This window comes from Kitasatospora sp. NPDC050463, assembly GCF_040655255.1.
Lineage (GTDB): Bacteria > Actinomycetota > Actinomycetes > Streptomycetales > Streptomycetaceae > Kitasatospora.
Map to the genome: position 1 here is coordinate 49,036 of NZ_JBFAJO010000014.1, position 21,560 is coordinate 70,595.

The 21,560-nt window shown below is 74.7% G+C and carries 18 protein-coding genes; 4 read left to right on the forward strand and 14 right to left on the reverse strand.

Annotation, left to right across the window (positions count from 1 at the left end; genetic code table 11):
- Window positions 1–20: 20 nt before the first annotated feature.
- Window positions 21–455 carry a VOC family protein gene (locus AB0J08_RS11600; protein WP_360630764.1) on the forward strand — a complete coding sequence of 145 codons (435 nt, stop codon included), beginning with the start codon at window positions 21–23 and terminating at the stop codon, window positions 453–455.
- A gap of 495 nt (window positions 456–950) precedes the next feature.
- Window positions 951–3,074, forward strand: a complete 2,124-nt coding sequence (locus tag AB0J08_RS11605; RefSeq protein ID WP_360630767.1) for a hypothetical protein — start codon at window positions 951–953, stop codon at window positions 3,072–3,074.
- A 71-nt stretch (window positions 3,075–3,145) separates the two neighbouring features.
- On the opposite strand, the gene AB0J08_RS11610 is transcribed toward AB0J08_RS11605, so the two are convergent.
- From AB0J08_RS11610 to AB0J08_RS11625, 4 genes are all read right to left on the reverse strand, one after another.
- Complete coding sequence (locus AB0J08_RS11610) at window positions 3,146–4,507, reverse strand: S53 family peptidase (protein ID WP_360630770.1); 1,362 nt, start codon at window positions 4,505–4,507, stop codon at window positions 3,146–3,148.
- A 197-nt stretch (window positions 4,508–4,704) separates the two neighbouring features.
- Window positions 4,705–5,463, reverse strand: a complete 759-nt coding sequence (gene fabG, locus AB0J08_RS11615) for a 3-oxoacyl-ACP reductase FabG (RefSeq protein WP_360630773.1) — start codon at window positions 5,461–5,463, stop codon at window positions 4,705–4,707.
- Window positions 5,464–5,539: 76 nt separating this feature from the next.
- On the reverse strand, window positions 5,540–6,727 hold the full coding sequence (locus AB0J08_RS11620; RefSeq protein WP_360630777.1) for a thiolase family protein: 1,188 nt from the start codon (window positions 6,725–6,727) through the stop codon (window positions 5,540–5,542).
- A 46-nt stretch (window positions 6,728–6,773) separates the two neighbouring features.
- On the reverse strand, window positions 6,774–7,922 hold the full coding sequence (locus tag AB0J08_RS11625) for an acyl-CoA dehydrogenase family protein (protein WP_360630780.1): 1,149 nt from the start codon (window positions 7,920–7,922) through the stop codon (window positions 6,774–6,776).
- Window positions 7,923–8,066: 144 nt separating this feature from the next.
- Here AB0J08_RS11625 and AB0J08_RS11630 point away from each other — a divergent pair, with 144 nt between their 5' ends.
- On the forward strand, window positions 8,067–8,774 hold the full coding sequence (locus tag AB0J08_RS11630; protein ID WP_360630783.1) for a TetR/AcrR family transcriptional regulator C-terminal domain-containing protein: 708 nt from the start codon (window positions 8,067–8,069) through the stop codon (window positions 8,772–8,774).
- On the opposite strand, the gene AB0J08_RS11635 is transcribed toward AB0J08_RS11630, so the two are convergent.
- The 7 genes from AB0J08_RS11635 to AB0J08_RS11665 form a co-directional block, all read right to left on the reverse strand.
- On the reverse strand, window positions 8,717–10,117 hold the full coding sequence (locus tag AB0J08_RS11635; protein ID WP_360630786.1) for a nitric oxide synthase oxygenase: 1,401 nt from the start codon (window positions 10,115–10,117) through the stop codon (window positions 8,717–8,719). The two genes, AB0J08_RS11630 and AB0J08_RS11635, sit on opposite strands and share 58 nt — an antisense overlap.
- Before the next feature lie 120 nt (window positions 10,118–10,237).
- Window positions 10,238–11,668: a sugar porter family MFS transporter gene (locus AB0J08_RS11640; protein WP_360630789.1), complete on the reverse strand. Its 1,431-nt coding sequence runs from the start codon at window positions 11,666–11,668 to the stop codon at window positions 10,238–10,240.
- A gap of 117 nt (window positions 11,669–11,785) precedes the next feature.
- The gene (gene egtD, locus AB0J08_RS11645) at window positions 11,786–12,766 is read right to left on the reverse strand and encodes an L-histidine N(alpha)-methyltransferase (RefSeq protein ID WP_360630792.1); all 981 of its coding nucleotides are present in this window, start codon (window positions 12,764–12,766) and stop codon (window positions 11,786–11,788) included.
- Window positions 12,767–12,817: 51 nt separating this feature from the next.
- On the reverse strand, window positions 12,818–13,555 hold the full coding sequence (gene egtC / locus AB0J08_RS11650) for an ergothioneine biosynthesis protein EgtC (protein WP_360630795.1): 738 nt from the start codon (window positions 13,553–13,555) through the stop codon (window positions 12,818–12,820).
- Complete coding sequence (gene egtB, locus AB0J08_RS11655) at window positions 13,555–15,000, reverse strand: ergothioneine biosynthesis protein EgtB (protein ID WP_360630798.1); 1,446 nt, start codon at window positions 14,998–15,000, stop codon at window positions 13,555–13,557. The genes egtC and egtB overlap by 1 nt, the downstream gene beginning before the upstream one ends.
- The gene (gene egtA / locus AB0J08_RS11660; protein ID WP_360630801.1) at window positions 14,997–16,358 is read right to left on the reverse strand and encodes an ergothioneine biosynthesis glutamate--cysteine ligase EgtA; all 1,362 of its coding nucleotides are present in this window, start codon (window positions 16,356–16,358) and stop codon (window positions 14,997–14,999) included. The genes egtB and egtA overlap by 4 nt, the downstream gene beginning before the upstream one ends.
- A 111-nt stretch (window positions 16,359–16,469) precedes the next feature.
- On the reverse strand, window positions 16,470–17,735 hold the full coding sequence (locus AB0J08_RS11665) for an aminotransferase class I/II-fold pyridoxal phosphate-dependent enzyme (RefSeq protein ID WP_360630803.1): 1,266 nt from the start codon (window positions 17,733–17,735) through the stop codon (window positions 16,470–16,472).
- A gap of 236 nt (window positions 17,736–17,971) precedes the next feature.
- Here AB0J08_RS11665 and AB0J08_RS11670 point away from each other — a divergent pair, with 236 nt between their 5' ends.
- A complete protein-coding gene (locus AB0J08_RS11670) occupies window positions 17,972–18,595 on the forward strand; it encodes an antibiotic biosynthesis monooxygenase (RefSeq protein ID WP_360630806.1) in 624 nt (207 codons plus the stop codon).
- Here AB0J08_RS11670 and AB0J08_RS11675 read toward each other — a convergent pair.
- From AB0J08_RS11675 to AB0J08_RS11685, 3 genes are all read right to left on the reverse strand, one after another.
- Window positions 18,592–19,020: a hypothetical protein gene (locus tag AB0J08_RS11675; protein WP_360630809.1), complete on the reverse strand. Its 429-nt coding sequence runs from the start codon at window positions 19,018–19,020 to the stop codon at window positions 18,592–18,594. The two genes, AB0J08_RS11670 and AB0J08_RS11675, sit on opposite strands and share 4 nt — an antisense overlap.
- A gap of 142 nt (window positions 19,021–19,162) precedes the next feature.
- The gene (locus AB0J08_RS11680; RefSeq protein WP_360630812.1) at window positions 19,163–19,633 is read right to left on the reverse strand and encodes an SRPBCC family protein; all 471 of its coding nucleotides are present in this window, start codon (window positions 19,631–19,633) and stop codon (window positions 19,163–19,165) included.
- Between the two features lie 74 nt (window positions 19,634–19,707).
- Window positions 19,708–21,489, reverse strand: a complete 1,782-nt coding sequence (locus tag AB0J08_RS11685) for a glycoside hydrolase family 15 protein (RefSeq protein ID WP_360630815.1) — start codon at window positions 21,487–21,489, stop codon at window positions 19,708–19,710.
- Window positions 21,490–21,560: the final 71 nt, after the last annotated feature.

A 21,560-nucleotide genomic window follows, 5' to 3' on the forward strand; every position in this document is an offset into this window, starting at 1 on the left:
TGCGCCGTACGATCCTGCCCATGGCAGTCACCATCGATCTGACCCTGGACTGCGCGGACGCACAACTCCTCGCCGGTTTCTGGAAGACGGCTCTGGGCTACATCGACGAGCCGCCGCCGCCTCCCTTCGAGACCCGCGAGGAGTGGCTCGCGCAGTTCGACCTGCCGGAGGACGACGCCGAGGACGACGGGGCGTGGCTCTGCGATCCCGACGGCGTCGGCCCCCGGCTCTCCATCCTCAGGGTCGCCGAGCCGAAGACGGCGAAGAACCGGCTTCACATCGACGTCCGGCTGCCGGGACACGGCAGTCCCGAGGAGCGGTGGGCACGGATCAGGGCGGAGTCCGAGCGGCTGGTGGAGGCGGGCGGAGCCGTCCTGGCGGAGTTCGGCGGGCACCACATCGTGATGGCCGACCCGGAGGGCAACGAGTTCTGCGTCGCCGCGGGCCCGGCCTGAGGGACCCGCGGGCCCGGGCTGCGGGCTCGGACTGCGGACTGTGGCCAGGCCGTCCGGCGGGTGCTCAGGTGCTGGGCGGACCCGGCCCACGGACGGCACGCAGCCGGCCGGACGCCGCGTCACCGGGGCACCGGGCCTGCGCGATCGGGACGGGATCCCCGTACCGGAAGGGCAGGCCCCGACGGCCGGGGTCGTCGGCCGGGGAGCGGCACGCACTCCACCGGGCCGTCAGAAGCCCACGGAGCGCGGCAGCCTGCCGGGGCCCGGCCGCGTGGCGCGCCCACGGCTGTTCGGGCGCCGGCGGCCGCGCGGGGGCGACGGCCGGGCGGGCCGGGTGAGCAGCGGCGATACGGTGCGGTGGAGTGGTGATCGCCCACCCGGCCTGGCTCGGGTGTGCCGGGATCTCGTAGGGTGGCGCAGACGGACGTGGTCGCAGGCGCCACGGGGCAAGGGCAGCAGACGCCGCTCAGCGGCGGGGCGGGGCGGTGACCAGAGATGGCGGAGTCGACAGCTCTCCCAGGAGACCCCGATTCCGTCGCGGAGCCGGGCCCCCTGGACGCCGCACCGCCGCGGCTGCCGCGCAACCCCTACGAGGAGCACCCGCCCGGCCCCGCGGCCCTGTACGAGCCGCCGGCCCCCTTCCAGGCACCTGTTCCGGCTCCCGCCCCGGCACCGGCTCCGGCTGCGACCCCCGCCCCGGGCGCGACCCCCGTTCCGGCTCCGGCCGCGCCGATGGCGCCGCCCACCGGATGGACCGTCACCGGGATGTCCTTCGTCGCCCCGCCGCCCTCCGCCACACCACTCCCGTTCACCGTCCCGGGCAGCACCCCCGCCCACGGCACCACCCCGACGCCCGGCAGCACCCCGGCCCACGGCTTCACCGCCGGCCCGGGCGGCCTCGGCGCCGCGCCGCGCGGGCGGATCCTGGTGGTCGAGGGCGGCTACGGCAACTCCGGCCGGCGTACCTGGGGGCGCGGCGGGCCCACCCAGGCGCCCGTCCTGTCCGCGATGCTCGCCGCCGTCTCGCCCCAGGTCCTCCTCGCGGCCGACGCGGTGGACGCCGTCCACCTCCCCGGGGCCAGCGACCCGCACACCGTGCTCGCCCACCTGCGGGCCGCCGCCCGTCACCCCGGCCCGCTGCTCGTCCACCTCGGCGGCCACCTGCTCGCCGACAAGCGGGGCGGCCAACTCCACCTCACCCTGCGGGACTCGAAGCCGGGGAGCATCCGGCAGGACGGCATCGCCTGGCAGTCCGTCGCCGCCGAGCTGCGGCACCGGCCCGCCGACTGGCAGACGCTCGTGATCGCCGACCTGAGTGCCGATCAGAACGCCTGGCCCTACCTCCAGGGCACCGTCTCGCCGCTCGCCGACGGCCTCCCGCTCTGGGCGGTGGTCAGCCCGGACCCGGAGCAGATCGGCACCTTCACCCGCGCGTTGATCGAGGCCCTGCACGGCGGCCGCCCGGGCGCCGACGCCGTCCTCGCGCCCGAACAACTGCGCCAGCAGGTGTACTCGGTGCTGCGTCCGGACGTCGTCATCCTCGCCACCCACGCGCCGAACCGGCCGTTCTTCCGCAATACCGCCCGCCGAACGGACGGCGTACTGCCGGACGCCGTCCCGTACGAGGGCCCGCGCCCCGCCGCGCTGCTGCCCCGGCCGCCGGCCCAGCGTGACACCGCGCCGCCCGCCCGGCCGGCCGTGACGCTGAACAAGGCCGCCGCAGACGTCTTCCCGGTGCCCGGGTCGGCACCGGCAGACGTGGCGGTCGCGCCGCAGCCCGCCCCGGCAGCGCCGTCCGAAGGTCCGGTGAACCTGCTGAAGCCCGGCGTGCCCCCCACACCCCCGCCCCCGGCCCGGCCGGTCGACCTGCTGAAGGCCTACGCCTGGCGCCCGTCGGCGACAGCGGGCGTGACCCTGGGCAAGGGCCGCCCGGCGGGTGCGGTACCCGTCGAGGAGGCACCCGTCGACGCGGTGCCCGTGGACGCGGTGCCCGTGGACGTCGCGCCGACCGACGAGCCGCCGACCGAGGCACCGGTGGACGCGGAGCCGACGGTCGATGTGCTCGACGCGGAGCCCGCCGCCGTCGAGCCAGAGCCAGAGCCCGAGCCCGAGCCCGCTGCGGAGTCCGAGGACACCGCCCCCGAGGAGGCCGCCCCCGAGGCTCCCCAACCCCCTCGCGACGACTACCGCGAGGTGATCGGCCGCATCGTCCGCAGCGCCGACGCCGGGGACCACGCCGCCGCCACCGATCTCGCCTTCGCCCTCGAACTGGAGGCGATCGCCGAGCACGGCGCCGTCTCAGCGCCCGTCCTCCAGGTCCGGCAGGTGCGCGCACACGTGTGCCGCCTGGCCGGGAAGTCGGTCGAGGCGGCGGACATCTACCGCGAGGTGGCCCTGACGCTGCTGCGCTCGCAGGGCCCCGAGCACCCGGACACCCAGCAGGCGGCCACCAACGCCGAGGCCTGCTGGCGGGCGATCGCGGACCGGGCGGAGGCGATCCGGATCGCCCCCGAGATCATCGAGCTGCGCGCCCACCTTCCGGGCCGGGACGGTCGTAAGCTGCGCGCCGCCGAACGCTACCTGGCCCAACTCGCGGCCCCGCGCCCCGAAACCACCTGACCCGAAACCCGTCGTCCCGGACCGGCTCTGGCCGTCCGGCGCGGCGCCGCCGCACCGGACGGTCGGGGCTGCTACCGGCCCGCGATGGCGTGGACGAACCGGGCGCCGTCGATGGTGCCGAGGCCGCTGGCGAGGTCGTAGCCCTTGGTGGCACGGTAACCCGTCACGGTGTCCCAGGAGTTGTCGCCCGCCGTCACGTCGACCAGGCCGCTCCACTGCTGCGGGAGCAGGGAGAGGCCGTAGAGGCGCCAGTTGAGCTGGCCGAGGCGGTGGCCGGCGAGCTGGTCGGCGAGGGCGACGACGCCGGAGAAGATCGGGGTGGCCTCGCTGGTGCCGCCGGTGAGGTGCCAGCCGACCGAGGTCGGGTCGTAGGACTCGTACGTCCAGGCGGCGCCGTCGACCGCCGCGCTCATGCTGAGGTCGGGCGTGCCGCGGTGGTTCCCGGTGACGCCGGCGACGCCCGCCTGGTACCAGGGGCGGTCGAAGACGGCAGAGGTTCCGCCGCCGCCCGCGCCGTAGCGGTCGTGCCACACCTGGTCGGGCCCGGTCCGCCGGCCGGCGTCGTCGAGGCTGAGCTGGGTGCCGCCGACGGAGGTGACCAGCGGGTCGGCGGACGGCCAGGAGTTGACCTTGTGCGGGTAGAGGTCCTCACCGTTGGTCTGGTAGTCGGTGGCGCCGGTGTCGCCGGAGGCGGCGAGGACGGTGACGTCGTGCGCGGCGGCCTCCTGGAAGGCGTACCGCAGGCCGGTGATGGAGCTGAAGTCGCCCTTCTCGAAGCCGGGGAAGGTGTTCTCGGTGGCGCCGAAGCTCTGCGAGACGACGTCGGCGCGACCGGCCTTGATGAGGGCCTTCTCGGCGTCCATCATCTCGGGCAGCCCGGTCGTTCCCTCGGTCTCGGAGACGCCGGTCTCGACCAGGATGATGTGGGCGTCGGGGGCGACGGCGTGGGCGTACTCGACGTCCAGGGTGCTCTCGCCGGCCCAGCCGGTGTGGTCGGGGTCGGTCGGGTCGAAGACCGGGACGTCACCCCACTTGACCACCTCGACCTGGGTGTCCGGGATGCCCCACTGCTTGTCGAAGACCTCCAGGTCGTGCTGGATGGTCGGTGAGCCGAAGGAGTCGACGATGACGATCGTGCGGCCCTTGCCGGTGATGCCCTCCCGGTACAGCGGGTCGAGGTTGTAGGCGGTCCGGTACTGCAGCGGGGAGTAGCAGTGGATGCCGATCTCGCTGACGCACTGCGAGGTGGGCAGGGGCGCGTTCCGGCCGACGGCGCTGATGTGCCCGGCCGAGGCGGGGCGGACGTGGACGCCCGCGAGGCCGGTGGTGGAGGCCGGGTGGGCGGCCGGTACGGCGAGCGTGCCGGCCGTGAGGGCGGTGGCCCCGACGGCGAGCAGGGCCAGGGCGCGGCGGAGGGTGGCGGGGCTGCCCATGGGACTCCTTGGGACGCAGGGCCCGACCTGGTCCGGTCGGGGCGGTCCGGCCATCCCATCGAGAGCCGCATGATCATGCCATAGTCATTTCGTACCCGTGGGCATGGTCGCGCCTGGCCACCGGAAAGGGTAAAGGCCGTCCCAGGCGAAGGTAACCCACGGCCGGGGACGGCCTTCTGACGAAACGTCAGCGATGATCAGCGTGCCCCACCGTTGACGTACAGCGTCTGCCCGCTGACGTAGGAGGCGTCCTCGCTGGCCAGGAAGGCTACCACCGAGGCGATCTCCTCCGGCCGGCCGACCCGCCGCAGCGGCGTCCGTGCGGAGACCTCCGCCTGGTGGTCCTCGGCCGTCGCGCCGACCCGCTCGGCGGTGGCGGCGGTCATCGCGGTGGCGATGTAGCCGGGGGCGACGGCGTTGACGTTGATGTTGAACGGGCCCAGCTCGATCGCCAGCGTGGCGGTCAGGCCCTGGATGCCCGCCTTGGCGGCGGCGTAGTTGGCCTGGCCCCGGTTGCCGAGCGCCGAGCGCGAGCTGAGTGAGACGATCTTGCCGTACTTCTGCGCCACCATGTACTTCTGCGCCACGTGGCTGCAGTTGTAGGCGCTGGTCAGATTGACCGTCAGCACCGCGTCCCAGTCGGGCTTGGTCATCTTGAAGAACAGGTTGTCCCGGGTGATCCCGGCGTTGTTCACCAGGATGTGCACTCCGCCGAGGTCCCGCGCGACCTCGGCGAAGACCGCCTCCACCGCGTCGTAGTCGGCCACGTCGCAGCCGTACGCCCGCGCGGTGCCGCCCTTGGCGGTGATCTCCTCGACCGTCCCGGCGGCCCGCTCGGCGGTCAGGTCGACCACCGCGACGGCTGCCCCCTCCTGGGCCAGCAGCCGGGCGGTGGCCGCGCCGATGCCCTGCGCCGCACCGGTGACGACGGCGACCTTCCCCGTGAATCGAGTCACGGCAACTCCTTCGTGGTGAGAACGGGACGGCGGCCGCGAGTCGGCGGCCGCCGGGGCCGGGTGTCCGCCTCGGCGTTCAGGCGGATTCGACCAGGACGGCGGTGCCCTGGCCGACGCCCACGCACATGGTGGCCAGGCCGCGCCGGGTGCCGTTGCGGCGCATCCGGTGCAGCAGGGTGGTGAGGATGCGTGCGCCGGAGCCGCCCAGCGGGTGGCCGAGCGCGATCGCCCCGCCGGTCGGGTTGACCAGTTCGGGGTCGAGGCCCAGCTGGTCGATGCTGGCGAGCACCTGCGCGGCGAAGGCCTCGTTGAGCTCGGCCTCCTCCAGCTCGGAGACCGACCAGCCGACCCGGCCGAGGGCCTTGCGGGTGGCGGGCACCGGTCCGACGCCCATCACGTCCGGGTGCACCCCGGCCGAGGCGCCGGCCACGTACCGGCCGAGCGGCCGCAGGCCCAGCTCGTTCAGGACGTCCTCGCTGACCAGCACCAGGCCGGCCGCGCCGTCGTTCATCGGCGAGGCGTTGCCCGCCGTCACCGTGCCGCCCGGGCGGAAGGCCGGCTTCAGCCGGGCGAGCTTCTCCGGGCCGGTGTCCTCCCGGATGCTCTCGTCCTGGTGGACGGTCACGCCGTCCGGCCGCTCGACCGGGATCAGTTCGGCGTCGAAGTGGCCGTCCTTGCGTGCGGCGGCGGCCAGCCGGTGGCTGCGGAGCGCGAAGGCGTCCTGGCGCTCACGGGTGATGCCGTACCGGGCGGCGACCTCCTCGGCGGTCTCGCCCATCGAGAGCACGCCGTGCAGGTCGGCCATCCGCGGGTTGGTGAGCCGCCAGCCGAGCCGGGTGTCGAAGGTCTCGATCCGGTGCGGCAGTGCCTCGTCGGGCCGGGGGAGCACGAAGGGGGCGCGGGTCATCGACTCGCAGCCGCCGGCCAGCACCACGTCGGCCTCGCCCGAGCCGATCGCCCGGGCGGCCAGGGTGACGGCCTCCAGGCCGGAGGCGCAGAGCCGGTTGACGGTGGCGCCGGGGACGCTGTCGGGCAGGCCGGCGAGCAGCACGGCCATCCGGGCGGCGTTGCGGTTGTCCTCGCCGGCCTGGTTGGCGGCGCCCCAGTAGACGTCGTCGATCCGGGCCGGGTCGAGGGTGGGGACGTCGGCGAGCAGGGCGCGCAGCACGGTGGCCGAGAGGTCGTCCGGGCGGACCGTGGCGAGCGCTCCGCGCAGCCGGCCGATGGGTGTGCGGCGGGCTGCGGCGAAGTAGACAGGACGCACGTCGTCGGGCTCCTTATCCAAGGGGGGACGGATGCTCTGACGGATGTCAGAAGGCGTTGACGCCGGTGAGCGAACGCCCGATGAGCAGCTTGTGGATCTGGCTGGTGCCCTCGTAGAGGGTCATCACCCGCGCGTCGCGCAGGTACTTGCCGACCGGGTACTCGTCGATGAAGCCGTAGCCGCCGAAGACCTGGAGCGCGTTGTTGGCGGCCCGGACGGCGGCCTCGCTCGCGTAGAGCTTGGCGACGGAGGACTCGGTGGCGAACGGCAGGCCGCGGTCGATGTGGTCGGCGACCTTCCAGGTGAGCAGCCGGGCGGCCTCGACGTCCACCGCGATGTCGGCGAGCAGCTCCTGCACCAGCTGGTGCGAGGCGATCGGCCGGCCGAACTGCTCGCGCTCGCCGGCGTAGTGGACGGCGGCCTCCAGGCAGGCCCGGGCGATGCCGACGCAGCCGGCCGCGACCGACATCCGGCCCTTGGCCAGCGCGGCCATCGCCACCGTGAAGCCCTTGCCGACCTCGCCGAGCCGGGCTTCGTCGGGGACGCGGACGGCGTCGAGGGCGAACTCGGCGGTGGCCTGGCCGCGCAGGCCGAGTTTGCCGTGGATCTCGGTGCGGCTGAAGCCGGGCAGGTCGGTCGGGACGAGGAAGGCGGTGATGCCCTGGTGCCCCGGCCCGCCGGTGCGGGCGAAGACGAGGGCGAGGTCGGCCCACGTCCCGTTGGTGATGAACATCTTGGCGCCGCTGATCAGCCAGTCGTCGCCCTCCCGGACCGCCCGGGTGGTGAGGTTGGCGGCGTCCGAGCCGGTGCCGGGCTCGGTGAGGGCGAAGCAGGCGAGCGCCTCGCCGGAGGTGAGCCGGGGCAGCCAGTGCCGCTTCTGCTGCTCGGTGCCGTAACCGTTGATCGACTTGGCGACCAGGCCGAGCGAGACCGAGACGATGCCGCGCACGGCGGAGTCGCCGCGGCCCAGTTCCTCCAGGGCGAGGCAGTACGCGAGGTGGTCGCCGCCGCTGCCGCCGTACTCCTCGGGGATGGTGAGGCCGAGGAGGCCGATCGCGCCGAGCTTGCCGATGACCGCCCGGTCGACGGACTCGGCGCGGTCCCAGGCGGCCGCGTGCGGGACGATCTCGCGTTCGGTGAAGGCGGCCGCGAGGTCCCGGAGGGCGGTCTGCTCCTCGGACAGCTCCAGATTCATGACGGCACCTCGTCGGGTTTCGGCGGACTCTTCGGTAAACTAGCGCTGCAAGTTTTACCGGGACTGTAACCCGACCGGGCCGCGCTGGGAAGAGGCGCCTGCCAGAATCGGTCCTCACCCCACCCGACCGGAGGAACCGCGACGATGGCCCGCCCGCGCACCCCCCTGCTCAACCGCGAGCTCATCGTCGCCACCGCGCTGCGGCTCATCGACGCCGAGGGGCTGGACGCGCTCTCCACCCGCCGCCTGGCCACCGAACTGTCGGTCAGCGGACCCTCGCTCTACAACCACGTCGCGACCAAGGACGAGCTGCTGGACGCGGTGGTGGACAGCGTGATGGGCGAGGTCGACCTGTCGATGTTCACCACCGGGGCGCCCTGGCCGCAGGCGCTGCGCGACTGGGCCCGCTCCTACCGGGCCGCCCTGGCCGCGCACCCCAACATCGTCCCGGTGCTCGCCCAGGGCCCCGGCCGCCGCCCGAACGCGCTGCGGCTGGCCGACGCCGTCTTCGGCTGCCTGGTCGCGGCCGGCTGGCCGCGCGGGCAGGCCACCCGGATCGGCGCGCTGATGCGGTACTTCGTCACCGGTTCGGCGCTGGCCTCGTTCGCGGCGGGCTTCCCCAAGGACGCCGGGCTGTACGACGCCGCCGACTACCCGCACCTCGGCGAGGCCCACCGGCTGGCCGAGCACCGCGGCGCGATCGACGAGGGCGCCTTCGAGACCGGGCTCGAAGCGCTCCTCGACGGGTTGCGGCTGCGGTACGAGCGGACGGTGGACGGGCCGGGGCAGCGGCCTCACCAGGGCTCGCGCGCCACGAAGGCGGGGCGCAGCGACGGGTCCACCGGGTCGTAGTACCGGTGGTAGACGGGAGTCAGCCCGCCGGAGACCGGGGGCACGATCCAGCTCCAGTCGGCGGGGGTGGGCCGCCCGAGCCGCTTCTCCTGGGCGACGTGCTTCAGGAACCGCTCCGACTCGGTGTGGTGGTCGGCGATCGTCACCCCGGCCTCCTCGAACGAGTGCAGCACCGCCACGTTGAGCTCCACCAGCGCCCGGTCGCGCCAGAGCGTGCGGTCGCTGCAGGTGTCCAGGCCGAGCCGGTCGGCGACGGTCGCCAGCATGTCGTACCGGTCGGCGTCGGCGAGGTTGCGGGCGCCGATCTCGGTGCCCATGTACCAGCCGTTGAACGGGGCGGTGGGGTAGCGGACGCCGCCGATCTCCAGCGTCATGTCGCTGATCGCGGGCACCGAGTACCAGCGCAGGCCCAGCTCGGCGAACCAGGCGTGGTCGGGGTGGGTGAGCTCGACCTCCAGGGTGGTGTCGTCGGGCAGTTCGTACCACTCGGGCCGGGCGCCGGGCCGCTCCTGTACCAGCAGCGGCAGCACCTCGAACCGCTCCTCGCCGCCCTTCCAGCCGAGGTCCCGGGCCCGGGCGGCCAGTTGCGCGCCGGCCGGGTCGCCGACGAAGCCGTGCCCGGTGGGGTGGCCGGCGTAGCGGACCAGTTGCTGGTTGAGGATGCGGGCGGCCGGGCGCCCGGGGCGGTCGGGGGCGAACACCGAGACCACGGGGCGGATCCGCCCGCCGTTGGTGGCCACCCGCAGATGCTCGAAGCACTCGGTGGCGATGTCGTCGGCGGAGCTCAGGTGCCGCAGGTCCCGCACCACCAGGCTGCGCCAGTACAGCCGGCCGATGCAGCGCGCCGCGTTGCGCCAGGCGAGCCTGGCGCCGTAGGCGAGTTCGGCGGGGGTGTGCTGGTAGGTGCCGGTGAGGTCGATCTCGTCCAGGACGGCCAGCACCCGCCCGGTCGGGTCGCCGGCGCCGGGCTGCTCGCGGTGGAACTGGCGGACGAAGTCGGCGGCGGCGTCGGGGTCGGTGAAGTGCTCGGCGTCGGCGGCCGCGGCGGGGTCGGTGAACGGCTCGGTGCGGGGCCCCGCACCGAGCCGGCGGTCCGGGTCGACCGGACGCGCCGGGCCGGCGAGCCCCACGTCGACGCGGTGCCGGACACCGGTGCCGTGCACGGTGGCGGGCACGGTGGCGGACAGGGGTTCGGGCCCGTGCGGCGGCCCGGCCGCCGGGTGCGCGTGGGCGAACGGGCAGCCGCCGACCGGTGCCGGTACCGGTGCTGCCACCGGTACCGGCACGGGGCGACGGGTGCTGCGGATGCTGCGGGCGCGAAGCCGGTCGAAGATCAAGGACACATCCCTCCTGCCGAACAGGAGTACCGGAGGTGTGCGCCCCGCCGCAGAGAGTGAACGATTCGGCCCCCGCACCCGCGCCGACAGCGCTAGGGTGCGGAGGCCGAAGGTCCGACTGTCGGATCAGCCCATGTCCTCCAGGCGGACGCCCTTGGTCTCCTTCATGTACTTCGCGACGAAGACCACCGACAGCGCCGCGAAGGCCGCGTAGACCAGGTAGGTCGCGGAGAGGTTCCAGCGCGAGAGCGAGGGGAACGACACCGTGATCGCCCAGTTGGCGATCCACTGGGCCGAGGCGGCGACGGAGAGGGCGGCGGCGCGGATCCGGTTGGGGAACATCTCGCCGAGCATCACCCAGACCACCACGCCCCAGGACATCGCGAAGAAGAGCACGAAGGCGTTGGCGGAGATCAGCGCGACGGTGCCCTGGAGGTCCGGCAGGGAGACGTCGTCGCCGCTGCCGGTGGCCGAGGAGAACGCCCAGCCGCAGGCGGCCAGGGCGACGGCCATGCCGACCGAGCCGATCAGGGCGAGCGGCTTGCGGCCGATCCGGTCCACCAGCAGGATCGCGACCACGGTGCCGAGGATGTTGATGACCGAGCCGATGAAGCTGATCAGCAGCGAGTTGCTCTGGTCGATGCCGACGGACTGCCACAGGATCGACGAGTAGTAGAAGATCACGTTGATGCCGACCAGCTGCTGGAAGACCGAGAGGCCGATGCCGACCCAGACGATCGGCAGCAGGCCGAACCGGCCGCCGAGCAGGTCGCCGAAACGCGGCCGGTGGTCGGAGGCGATCAGGCCCTGGATCTCGGCGATCCGGGCGTCGGTGTCGGAGTTCCCGCCCTCGACCTCGCCGAGCACGGCCCGGGCCTCGTCCAGGCGGCCGGCCGAGATCAGGTAGCGCGGGGACTCGGGGATCATCGAGGAGAGCACGAAGTAGACGGCGGCCGGCACGACGCAGATGCCGAGCATCCACTGCCAGGCCTCCAGACCGAGCAGCCGGCCGCGGGTGTCGCCGCCGGCGGCGTCCGCCAGGACCCAGTTGACCAGCTGCGAGATCGCGATGCCGAGGACGATCGCGGCCTGCTGGAAGGAGGCCAGCCGGCCCCGGTAGCGGGTCGGTGCGACCTCGGCGATGTAGGTCGGGGCGATCACCGAGGCGATGCCGATCGCCGCTCCGCCCAGTACGCGCCAGCAGGCGAGGTCCCAGGCGGCGAACGGCAGCATCGAGCCGACCGCGCTCACCGCGAAGAGCAGGGCGCCCGCCTTCATCACCTTGATCCGGCCGTACCGGTCGGCGAACCGGCCGGCCAGCGCGGCACCGACCGCGGAGCCCAGCAGCGCGGACGAGACGATCAGGCCGGTGACGCCGTCGCCGACGCCGAACTTCTCCTGGATGCCGGAGACGGCGCCGTTGATCACGGAACTGTCGTAGCCGAACAGGAACCCGCCGAGGGCCGCGGCGGCGGTGATGAAGACGACGAAGCCGAGGCGGTCGGAGGATCGGGCCTCCGCCGCCACGGGCTCCGAGGGCTGCTGGGTGACGCTCACGATCTTGACTCCTGGTACTCAACGCTGAGCTTGGTAGCGCGATCGTAACGCGTCAATGTTCAAGTGTTGTACGTGGGATGCCCGACAAGTCCCGTTGCTTATTAGTAAAGTGAACTATCAAACCTCATCGACCGGAGAGGCCAGGGAGAGCCCGAACCGGCCCTCCTGGTCCGTCCACCAGTGGCTCAGCCGCAGGCCGGCCGCGGCCAGCTCCCCGGCCACCCGCTCCCGGCGGAACTTGGCCGACACCTCGGTGCGCAGCTCCTCGCCCTTCTCGAAGTGGACCGGCAGGCCCAGCGCCGGGATCTTCACGGTCTGCTCCTGCAGCGAGCGCAGCCGCATCTCGATCCACTCCCGCTCCGGGTCCCAGAGCGCCACGTGCTCGAACGCGGTCGGGTCGAAGTCGGCGGACAGCTCCCGGTTCAGCACGTTGAGCACGTTGCGGTTGAACTCCGCCGTCACCCCGGCCGCGTCGTCGTAGGCGGCCACCAGCACCCGCGGATCCTTGACCAGGTCGGTGCCGAGCAGCAGGAAGTCACCGGGGTCGAGCGCGGCGCGCAGGCCGCTCAGGAAGGCCGCCCGCTCGGCGGGGAGCAGGTTCCCGAGAGTGCCGCCGAGGAAGGCGACCAGGCGCGGTCCGCCCTGCGGCGGCAGGCCCAGCCGGGCGGTGAAGTCGGCGAGCACCGCGTGCACGGACAGCCCCGGGTACTCCCGGGCGAGCGACTCGCCCGCGCCGGTCAGCGCGCTCTCGCTGACGTCCACCGGGACGTAGCTGTCCAGCGTGCCGAGGTCGCGCAGTGCGTCCAGCAGCAGCCTGGTCTTCTCCGAGGAGCCGGAGCCCAGCTCCACCAGGGTGCGGGCCCGGGTGGCGGCGGCGATCTCGCCGGCCCGGGCGGTGAGGATGGCCCGCTCGGCGCGGGTCGGGTAGTACTCCGGCAGCCTGGTGATCTCCTCGAACAGCTCGCTGCCCCGGGCGTCGTAGAACCACTTCGGCGGCAGCCACTTGGGATCGGCGGTCAGCCCCTGCCGCACGTCGTGGTGCAGGGCGGTGCTGAAGTGGTCGGCGGGCAGCAGCCGGGTGAGATCAAAGGTGCTCATGACAGATGGATCCTCTGTTCAAAAAGTGAAGGGGAGAGGAGTGGCGGAGGTTCAGAGCGGGCGGACGGCGACGCCGTCCGGCCCGGCCAGCAGCAGCGAGCGGTCCGGGACGACGGTCCAGTCCGGGTGGTCGTCGTAGGGCTCGGAGGCCACCAGCACGCCCGCGCCCGGCAGGCTCCGGTGGTGCAGGGTGTCGCCCCAGGCGGTGGCGGCGATCGCGTGGCCGTCGGTCAGCAGCAGATTGAGCCGGCCGGTGGTGTGCGCGGCCACGTCCGCGACGGTGCCGGCCAGCGCCTCGCCGAGGCCGGCGCCCGCGCGCAGCCGACGCAGGGCCAGACCCCAGAGCAGCGCCGAGTCGGTCCGGGCCGGCAGCTCCAGCAGCTCGGCCGGTGTCAGCCGACCGGCCAGCGCGTCCAGCTTGTCCGGCCAGCCGGCCACCGCGCCGTTGTGGCTGAACAGCCAGCGGCCGGCGGTGAACGGCGCGGCCGCGTGCTCGCCCGCCGCACAGCCCTCGGTCGCCGAGCGGACGGCCGCCAGCAGCGCCCGGGTGCGGATCACCCGGGCGAGGTCGGCGAACGAGGCGTCCGCCCAGATCGGGCCGGCCCGCCGGTAGCGGGCCGGCGTCTCGTCGCCGTCCGCGTACCAGCCGAGGCCGAAGCCGTCGACGTTGACCGTGCCGTACTGCTGGATCCGGGGGGCCCAGGACTGCCGGTGGAGCCCGAACGGCGGCTCGACCAGCAGCTCCCGGGGCGCCACCGGTTCGCCGAGGTAGGCGAGATGGCGGCACATCAGTCGACCGCCACGTCGGCCGCGGTGCGGAACCCGGCGAAGATCTGCCGCCGGATCGGGTAGTCCCAGTTGCGGAACGTGCCCCGGCAGGCCACCGGCGCCACGGCGAAGCAGCCGCCGCGCAGCACCTTGTACTCGGGGCCGAGGAAGACCTCCGAGTACTCCTTGTACGGCCAGGCCCGGAAGCCGGGGTAGGGGTCGAAGTCGCTGGCCGTCCACTCCCAGACGTCGCCCATCAACTGCCGTACGCCGTACGGCGACTCGCCGGCCGGGTAGCTGCCCGCCGGGGCCGGGCGCAGGTGGCGCTGGCCGAGGTTGGCGTGCTCCGGCGCGGGCGGCCCGTCGCCCCAGGGGTAGCGGCGGGAGCGGTCGGTGGCCGGGTCGTGCCGGGCGGCCTTCTCCCACTCCGCCTCGGTCGGCAGCCGCCGCCCGGCCCACCGGGCGTAGGCGTCCGCCTCGTACCAGCTGACGTGCAGCACCGGCTCGTCCTCGGGCACCGGCTCCACCGCGGCGAACCGGCGACGCAGCCACTGGCCGCCCTCGCGGTGCCAGAACAGCGGGGCGGTCAGCTCGGCCCGCTGCCGGTGCTCCCAGCCCTCCGCCGTCCACCAGCGCGGGTCGTCGTAGCCGCCGTCGGCGATGAACCGCAGATACGCGCCGTTGGTGACGGGGGTGGTGTCGAGCCGGAAGGCCGGCAGGTCGATCCGGTGCGCCGGGCGCTCGTTGTCCAGTGCCCAGGGCTCGGTGTCCGTCCCCATGGTGAACGGGCCGGCCGGGATGAGCACGTCGGCGGGCAGCGCGGCCGCGTCCGCCGGTGCGGGCGGTGGCGGGGGAGCGGCCAGCGCGGGCTCGCCGCGGCGCAACTGGTGGGTGACCAGCATGGTCTCGTCGTGCTGCTGCTCGTGCTGGGCGATCATGCCGAAGGCGAAGCCGGCGTCCAGCAGCGGAGTGCCTTCCAGCGGGCTGGCCTCCAGCAGGTCGAGGACCCGGCCGCGGACGTCGTGCGCGTAGGCGCGGGCCTCGGCGGGCGGCAGCAGCGGCAGGCGCGGGCGTTCGGCGCGCGGGTGCTCGAAGGCGTCGTAGAGCGGGTCGATCTCCGGGCGCATCGGCTCCCGGCCGCCGATGTTGCGCAGCAGCCAGAGTTCCTCCTGGTTGCCGATGTGGGCGAGGTCCCAGACCAGCGGGGACATCAGCGGGGAGTGCTGGGCGGTGAGGTCGTGGTCCTCGACGCAGTCGGTCAGCGCGGCGGTGCGGGTGCGGGCGGCCAGCAGTTCGGCGGCGATCGCCTCGCGCAGGACCGCCGGCGGCAGGTCCGCCGGCGCGCTGAGGGCGGCCGACGCGAGCGGAGCCGACGTGGGGGCGGGGGCCCCGGAGGCCGTGGACGGGGCCCCGGGACCGGTCGCCCCGGGAGTGCGGGAGCCGGTCGGGCGGGCGTCGTCGATCATGGTGCGGCCTCCTCCGGGGGAGTGCGTCGGGTGCCGGACCGCAGGGCGTCCAGCTGGTCGTCGGCCGGGCAGCGGCCGCGCGCCGGGTAGCGCTCGGCGAACTCGGCGACGGCGGTGCGCAGCCGCTCGGCGCCGGGCAGGCGGCCCAGCGCGGCGTCGGCGGCGGCGAAGCAGGCGAGGGTGGCGCGGCGCAGCGCGGGGTCGGCCACCGCCAGGGTGGCGGCCCGGCGCCAGGCGTCGCTGCGCGGCGGGCGCGGGCCGTCGGCGCACTCCAGCGGCTCCAGCGCGGCCAGCGCGGTGTCGGCGGCCGTCGGGTCGTCCAGCAGCGCGGTCACCAGGGCCGCGGGGACGATCCAGCCGTCGCCGGGCTGGGCGTCGATCATCCGCAGCTCCAGGTGGCCGCGCGGGCGGACCGGCGGGAAGAGCGTGGTGCGGTGGTAGTCCAGGTCGGCCAGGGTCGGTGGGCGCTCGCCGCCGCCGCGCAGCCAGTCGGTGAAGGTCAGCCCGGCCGGCGCCGTCCACGGCAGGCCGTCGGGGCGGCGGATGCAGAGCACCTCGGCGTCCAGCACGTACCTGGTCCAGGCCTCGCGCGGATCGCCGTGGTCCGGGGCCGGTGCGAGGGTGCGGGTGGGGTCCATCCTGGACCAGACGATCTGCCGGGTGGACCGGTGGCCGGTCGGCTTGCCGTCCAGCAGGGGGGAGTTGGCGAAGGCGGCGACCAGGACGGGCCCCAGCCGGTGGGCCAGGCGCCAGCGGCGGTCCAGCGCGTGCGGGCCGTCGGCGGTCCCCGCGTCCAGGCAGACCTGTACCGAGGCGGTCCCGGTCATCATGATCCGGCCCCAGGGTCCGGCCGAGTCGAAGAATCGTTCCATCGCCAGATAGCGCGGGTGGTCCAGCACCATCGCACGAGGACGGGCCAGCGGGTCGGTGCCGGTTCCGGTGAGCCGCAGACCCTGGGCCGCGAAGGCGGCCCGCAGGGTGGCGAGATCGCGCCGGGTGTCGTCGACGCAGGCGGTGAGGCCGTCGGCGGGCGGGGAGCTGAGCTCGACCTGTCCACCGGGTTCGAGGGTGAGGCGGGCACCGGAGGGGAGACACGTCCCGTCGGCGCCGCCCAGCGGCAGCGATTCCAGTGCGGCGTGCAGCCGCTCCGGTAGGACGGGGCGGGTCGGACATCGGTCGTCGTGGACGAACCACTCGACCTCGACACCGACCAGTCGGGGCGGTCCGATCTTGAAACAGACACCGGCCATATGGCGACGCGCCGTCGATTCGGTCAGCGGGGTCACCCCGCCGGGGGGCGGATCGGCGCTGCGCCGGGCGGTCGGGCTGGTCGGGCTGGTCGGGCGAACGGGTATCACCGGACTCACCATCCTCGGGATCACGATTGCGGCCCGGTCTACCCTGCCCAGTCTGCTACGGACCATGCCGGGGCGCTCCACAAACATCTTGTGAAGAGATGTCGTCGCAGGTCAGAGGCGGTGCAAAGGGGTGATACGGCCCGTTCGGAGCCCTTCCAGCCGGTGCAGGACCTGCGCCAGCACCGGCTCCGGCAGCGCGTAGTTCAGCCGCAGCGCGCCCTCGCCGCCGGGGCCGAAATCGGCGCCGTCGGAGGCTTCCAGACCGCACCGCTCCAGCAGCGCCGCCCGGGCGCCGGCGGGCGGCAGGCCGAGCGCGGCGGCGTCCAGCCAGAGCAGGTAGGAGGCCTCGGGCGCGGAGCGGACGGCGGCGCCGAGCAGGCCGGTCAACCGGTTCCGGGCGGTGGCCAGGTGGTTCAGCAGCGCGTCGAGCCACGGGCCGCCGTGGCGCAACGCCGCGCCCTGCACCACCTGCTCCAGCAGCCCGCCCTCCCACAGGCCGTACCCGGCCATCACCCCGGTGATCCGCTCGCGCAGCGCCGCGTCCGGGACGAGTGCGAAGCAGCTGGGGACGCCGGAGGTGTTGAAGGTCTTGCCGACCGAGTTGAGCGTGACGGTCCGCTCCCGGTACGGCCCGGCCACCGCGACGGCCACCGGGTGGCGGTGGCCGGGGTGGGTGAGGTCGCCGTGCACCTCGTCCGAGATCAGCACCCCGCCGGCCCCCGCCGCCACCCCGGCCAGCGCGCGGACCTCCGCCGCGGTCCAGACCCGGCCGGACGGGTTGTGCGGGCTGCTCAGCAGCACCGCCCCGGCCCGCTGCCCGGCGAAGGCGTCGAGCGGCAGCCGGTAGCCGGCGTCGTCCCGGGCCAGCGGCAGCTCCCGGTACGGCAGTCCGGCGGCCCGGCAGAGCTGGGCGAAGCCGCCCCACTCCGGCGTCGGGAACAGCACCGGCCCGGCCGGGCGCACCGCCTCCAGCAGGAGGCGGACGGCGGTGCGCGGCCCGAACGGCAGCAGCAGCACCCACGCCGGGTCGATCTCCTCCCGGTGCCGCTCCCGGTACCAGCGGGCCACCAGCGACCGTCCGGCCGGATCGCACACGGTGTACCCGTAGGCCGGGTGCACCGCCCGCCGGCGCAGCGCCGCCGCGACGGCCGGCGGCCCGGGCAGGTCCATGTCCGCCAGCCCCATCGCGATCACGCCGGCCGCGCCGCCGCACGTCCGGGCCCACTTGCTGCTCCCGGTGCCGGCCCGGTCGAAGGGCTGCTCGAAGAGCCGGTCGAGGGGCCGGTCCCGGGGTCCGTCCTGGGGCCGGTCCTGGCGAGGCGCGAGGGGAGGGCCGAGGGGCCGGTCGGCGCCGGGATCGTCCGACGGGGTCGTCATGGCGGGCCTCCCGGGCGGCGGTGGGGTCGGTCCCGGGTCACGCTAACCGCCCGGGCCCGGCCGGTCACCAGGGCGCGGGCACCGCCGGCCCGGCGCCCCCGACCGCGTCCCGAGGAGCGGTCGTCGCGGGCGCGGGCCCCCGGCGGGGTCATACGCTGCGGGACGGCCGCGACCGGGGACGCACGGCACACACGGGACGCACGGCACACACGGGGACACCGGGAAGGGCGGCACTCATGGGACTGCGCGAACGGACGGACACGGCGGCGCGGCCGGGCCCGGAGGCCGGGGGCGGGCCGGACGACGAGGTCACGCTGTTCGTGGCCCGGCGGGTCGAGCCCGGCTACGAGGAGGCGTTCGAGCGCTGGGCGAAGGGGATCCTCGCCGCGGCCGCCGGGCACCGGGGCAACCTCGGGACCGGACTGCTGCGCCCGGCCGGGCCGGACGACCCCTGGCACCTGCTGCTGCACTTCCGCGACGGCGCGGCGTTCCGCTCCTGGCAGGACTCGCCGGCCCGGGCGGCCTGCTTCGCCGCGGCGGACGGGCACCACCACGAGGTTCACCGGCGCGAGATCCTCGGCATGGAGGGCTGGTTCGCCACCACCCGGTCGGCGGCGAAGCGCCGCCCGCCGGTGCGCTGGAAGATGGCGGTCGCCTCCACGGTGGCGATCGCGCCGCTCACCGTCACCGCGAACCTGCTGCTCACCCCACACCTGGCGGGCCTGCCGGTGGCGGTCCGGGCCCTGGTCACCGCGCCGCTGATCAGCGCGCTGATGACGTACGCGGCCCTCCCGGTGGTGACGCGCCTGCTGCGCGGCTGGCTGTTCGGCCGGGCGGACCGGCCCGCGCGGACCGGTTAGAAGGTCTCCCAGTCGTTGTCGTCGGGCGTGTTGAGCGTGTTGACGCGCTCGCCCTCGGCGGTGTCGAAGGAGTCGCTGGCGATCTTGAACGAGCTGCCGTCGGGGTGGATGCCGTACAGCACGACCTGCTCGTGCGTCTGGCCCTTGAGGGACTGGCTGACGCAGGTGCCCGGCCCGGCGGTCGCCGTCCTCAGGTTGTCGCGCTTGGGGAACACCGCGTAGGACGCGTAGCTGCCGCGCGAGCACAGGGTGAACGCGGGTGCGAGCGTCGGATGGCTGGTGGCGGTCGCCCCGGCGCGCGGCACCGACGTCTGCGACGCCTGCGCGGCGGTGCCGCCGGTCAGGGTGGCGAGGCAGGCGGTGAGGGCCAGGCCGCCGGCGAGGGCCAGACCTGCGTTCTGAGCGGTGCGCTTCATCGTGCGCATGGGGACTCCCGGGGGTCACGGGGCGCCGGGTGCGCCCTGCCCCGTTCAACGGGCGGTCCGATCCGGTGGGTTCACCGGGGGCGGTCGTGCGGGGCCGGACCGCGGGGTCCTGCCGGTTCGTTCGGGGAGTCGCCGCCGCCGGTCACGGCCCGGTCGTGCAGGCGGCCAGGTGGGCGGCCAGGTGGGCGGCCAGGCCCCGGCGGCCGCGGTACATCATCACCGCGTGGTTGGCGCGGAACACCGGGTGCAGGGGCAGGGCGAGGCGCCGGAGCAGGGCCCGGCCGGGGCGGGCGTCCTCCTCGAACCGGACGCGGGTGCCGGCGCCGTCCGCCTCGACCGTCCAGCGGGACCAGCCGACCAGATCGCCCCGCATCGCGACCTCCAGCACGCCGGCCGCCGGGTCGCGCCGCACCGCGGCCAGTGCGATCACCAGCCGGTACGGCAGCAGCGCCCGCACCACCACCTCGCCGGTGTCCGGGTCGAACTGCCGCACCGAGCGGATCTCGGGCCACCAGAGCGGGTAGCCGGGGACGTCCTGGAGCGCGGCGTACACGGCCGCCGGCGGCGCGGCCAGCCGCCACCCGCCACGGAACCGGTAGTGGTTGAGGTCCACGGCCGCACTCTAGTGCCGCGGCAGGCGACCTTCGCCCCGCCGCGGCGCTGGCCCCGGCGCCCCCGAGCCCGGGACTACGGCGCCTCGGTCAGGGCGAAGGCGGTGTTGACCAGGGCGACGTGGGTGAACGCCTGCGGGGTGTTGCCGAGTTGGCGGCGGGCGCGCGGGTCCCACTGTTCGGAGAGCAGGCCGAGGTCGTTGGCGAGTCCGACCACCCGGGCGAACAGCTCGCGGGCCTCGGCCCGCCGGCCGGTGGCGACGAGCGCGTCGGCGAGCCAGAACGAACAGGCCAGGAAGGCGCCCTCGCCTCCGGGCAGGCCGTCGGTGCGCCGGTGCGCCCGGTAGCGCAGGACGAGGCCGCCGTGGTCCAGGCCGTCCCGGACGGCGTCCACGGTGCGGACCACGCGCGGGTCGTCCGGCGGCAGGAAGCCGCTCTTGACGACGAACAGCGTGGCGGCGTCCAGCCCCTGCCCGCCGTAGTGCTGGACGAAGACGCCGCGCCGTCGGTCGTACCCGTTCGCGCAGACGTCGGCGTGCACGGCGTCCCGCATCGCCCGCCAGCGGGCGACCGGCGCGGGCAGTCCGGTGGCCTCGGCCAGGCGCACCGCGCGGTCGGCGGCGACCCAGGACATCACCTTGGAGTGGACGAAGTGGCGCCGCTCGCCGCGCACCTCCCAGAGGCCCTCGTCGGGATCGCGCCAGTGCTCCTCCAGATACTCCATCAGGGCCCGCAGCAGGGTCCAGACGTGGCGCTCCATCGGCAGGCCGGCCAGCAGCGCCAGGTGCAGGGTGTCCACCACCTCGCCGTAGACGTCGAGTTGGAGCTGGTCGACGGCGGCGTTGCCGAACCGGACCGGCCGGGAGCCCTCGTAGCCGGGCAGCCAGTCGGCGGAGGTCTCGCCGAGGACGCGCTCACCGGCGACGCCGTAGACGGTCTGCAGGTCGCCCGGGTCGCCGGCGATGGCGCGCAGCAGCCAGCGGCGCCAGGCCGCGGCCTCCTCGCGGAAGCCGCCGCGGAGCAGCGCGGAGAGGGTCATCGAGGAGTCGCGCAGCCAGCAGAAGCGGTAGTCCCAGTTGCGGGTGCCGCCGATCCGTTCGGGCAGCGAGGCGGTGGGCGCGGCGACGATCCCGCCGGTGGGCGCGTAGGCGAGCGCCTTGAGGGTGAGCAGCGAGCGCAGCACGGCCTCCCGCCACTCGCCGCGGTAGCGGCAGCCGGCCGCCCAGAGCCGCCAGTCGCGCAGGGTGGCGAGCAGGGCCTCCTCGGGGTCGGTGCGCGGGGAGGTGGGCAGGTGGGAGGGCTGCCAGGTGAGGACGAAGGGGACGCGTGTGCCGGCCGTGACGGTGAAGTCGGAGACGGTGACGCCGTCCGACCCGTAGGTGTGGACCCCCGGCGGGATCCTCAGCCAGGCGGAGTCGGGCCCGGCGACGGCGACCCGGTGCCGGCCGGTGCGGCGGACCCACGGCTCGATCCGGCCGTAGTTGAACCGTAGCCGCAGCTCGCCGCGGACCGGGACGCTGCCCTCGACGCCTTCGACGATCCGGATCAGCTGCGGGGAGCGCTGCCCGCCGCGGCCGCGCTGGGGCATGAAGTCGGTCACCCGCACGATGCCCCCGGCGGTGTGCCACTCGCTCTCCAGGACCAGGCTGTCGCCCAGGTAGCGGCGAGTGGAGCACTGCGCGGCGCCGGCGGGGGCGAGCCGCCAGGCGCCGTGCTGCCGGTCGCCCAGCAGGCCGGCGAAGCAGCTGGGTGAGTCGAACCGGGGCAGGCAGAGCCAGTCGACCGACCCGTCGCGCCCGACCAGGGCGGCGGTCTGCAGGTCGCCGATCAGGGCGTAGTCCTCGATGCGTCCGGCCATCGGATCCATTCTCCGGCCGTGGTGCGCGGTCGGCAGGACCGGGCGATTCCGCTTGCACGCGTTCGGCGTGC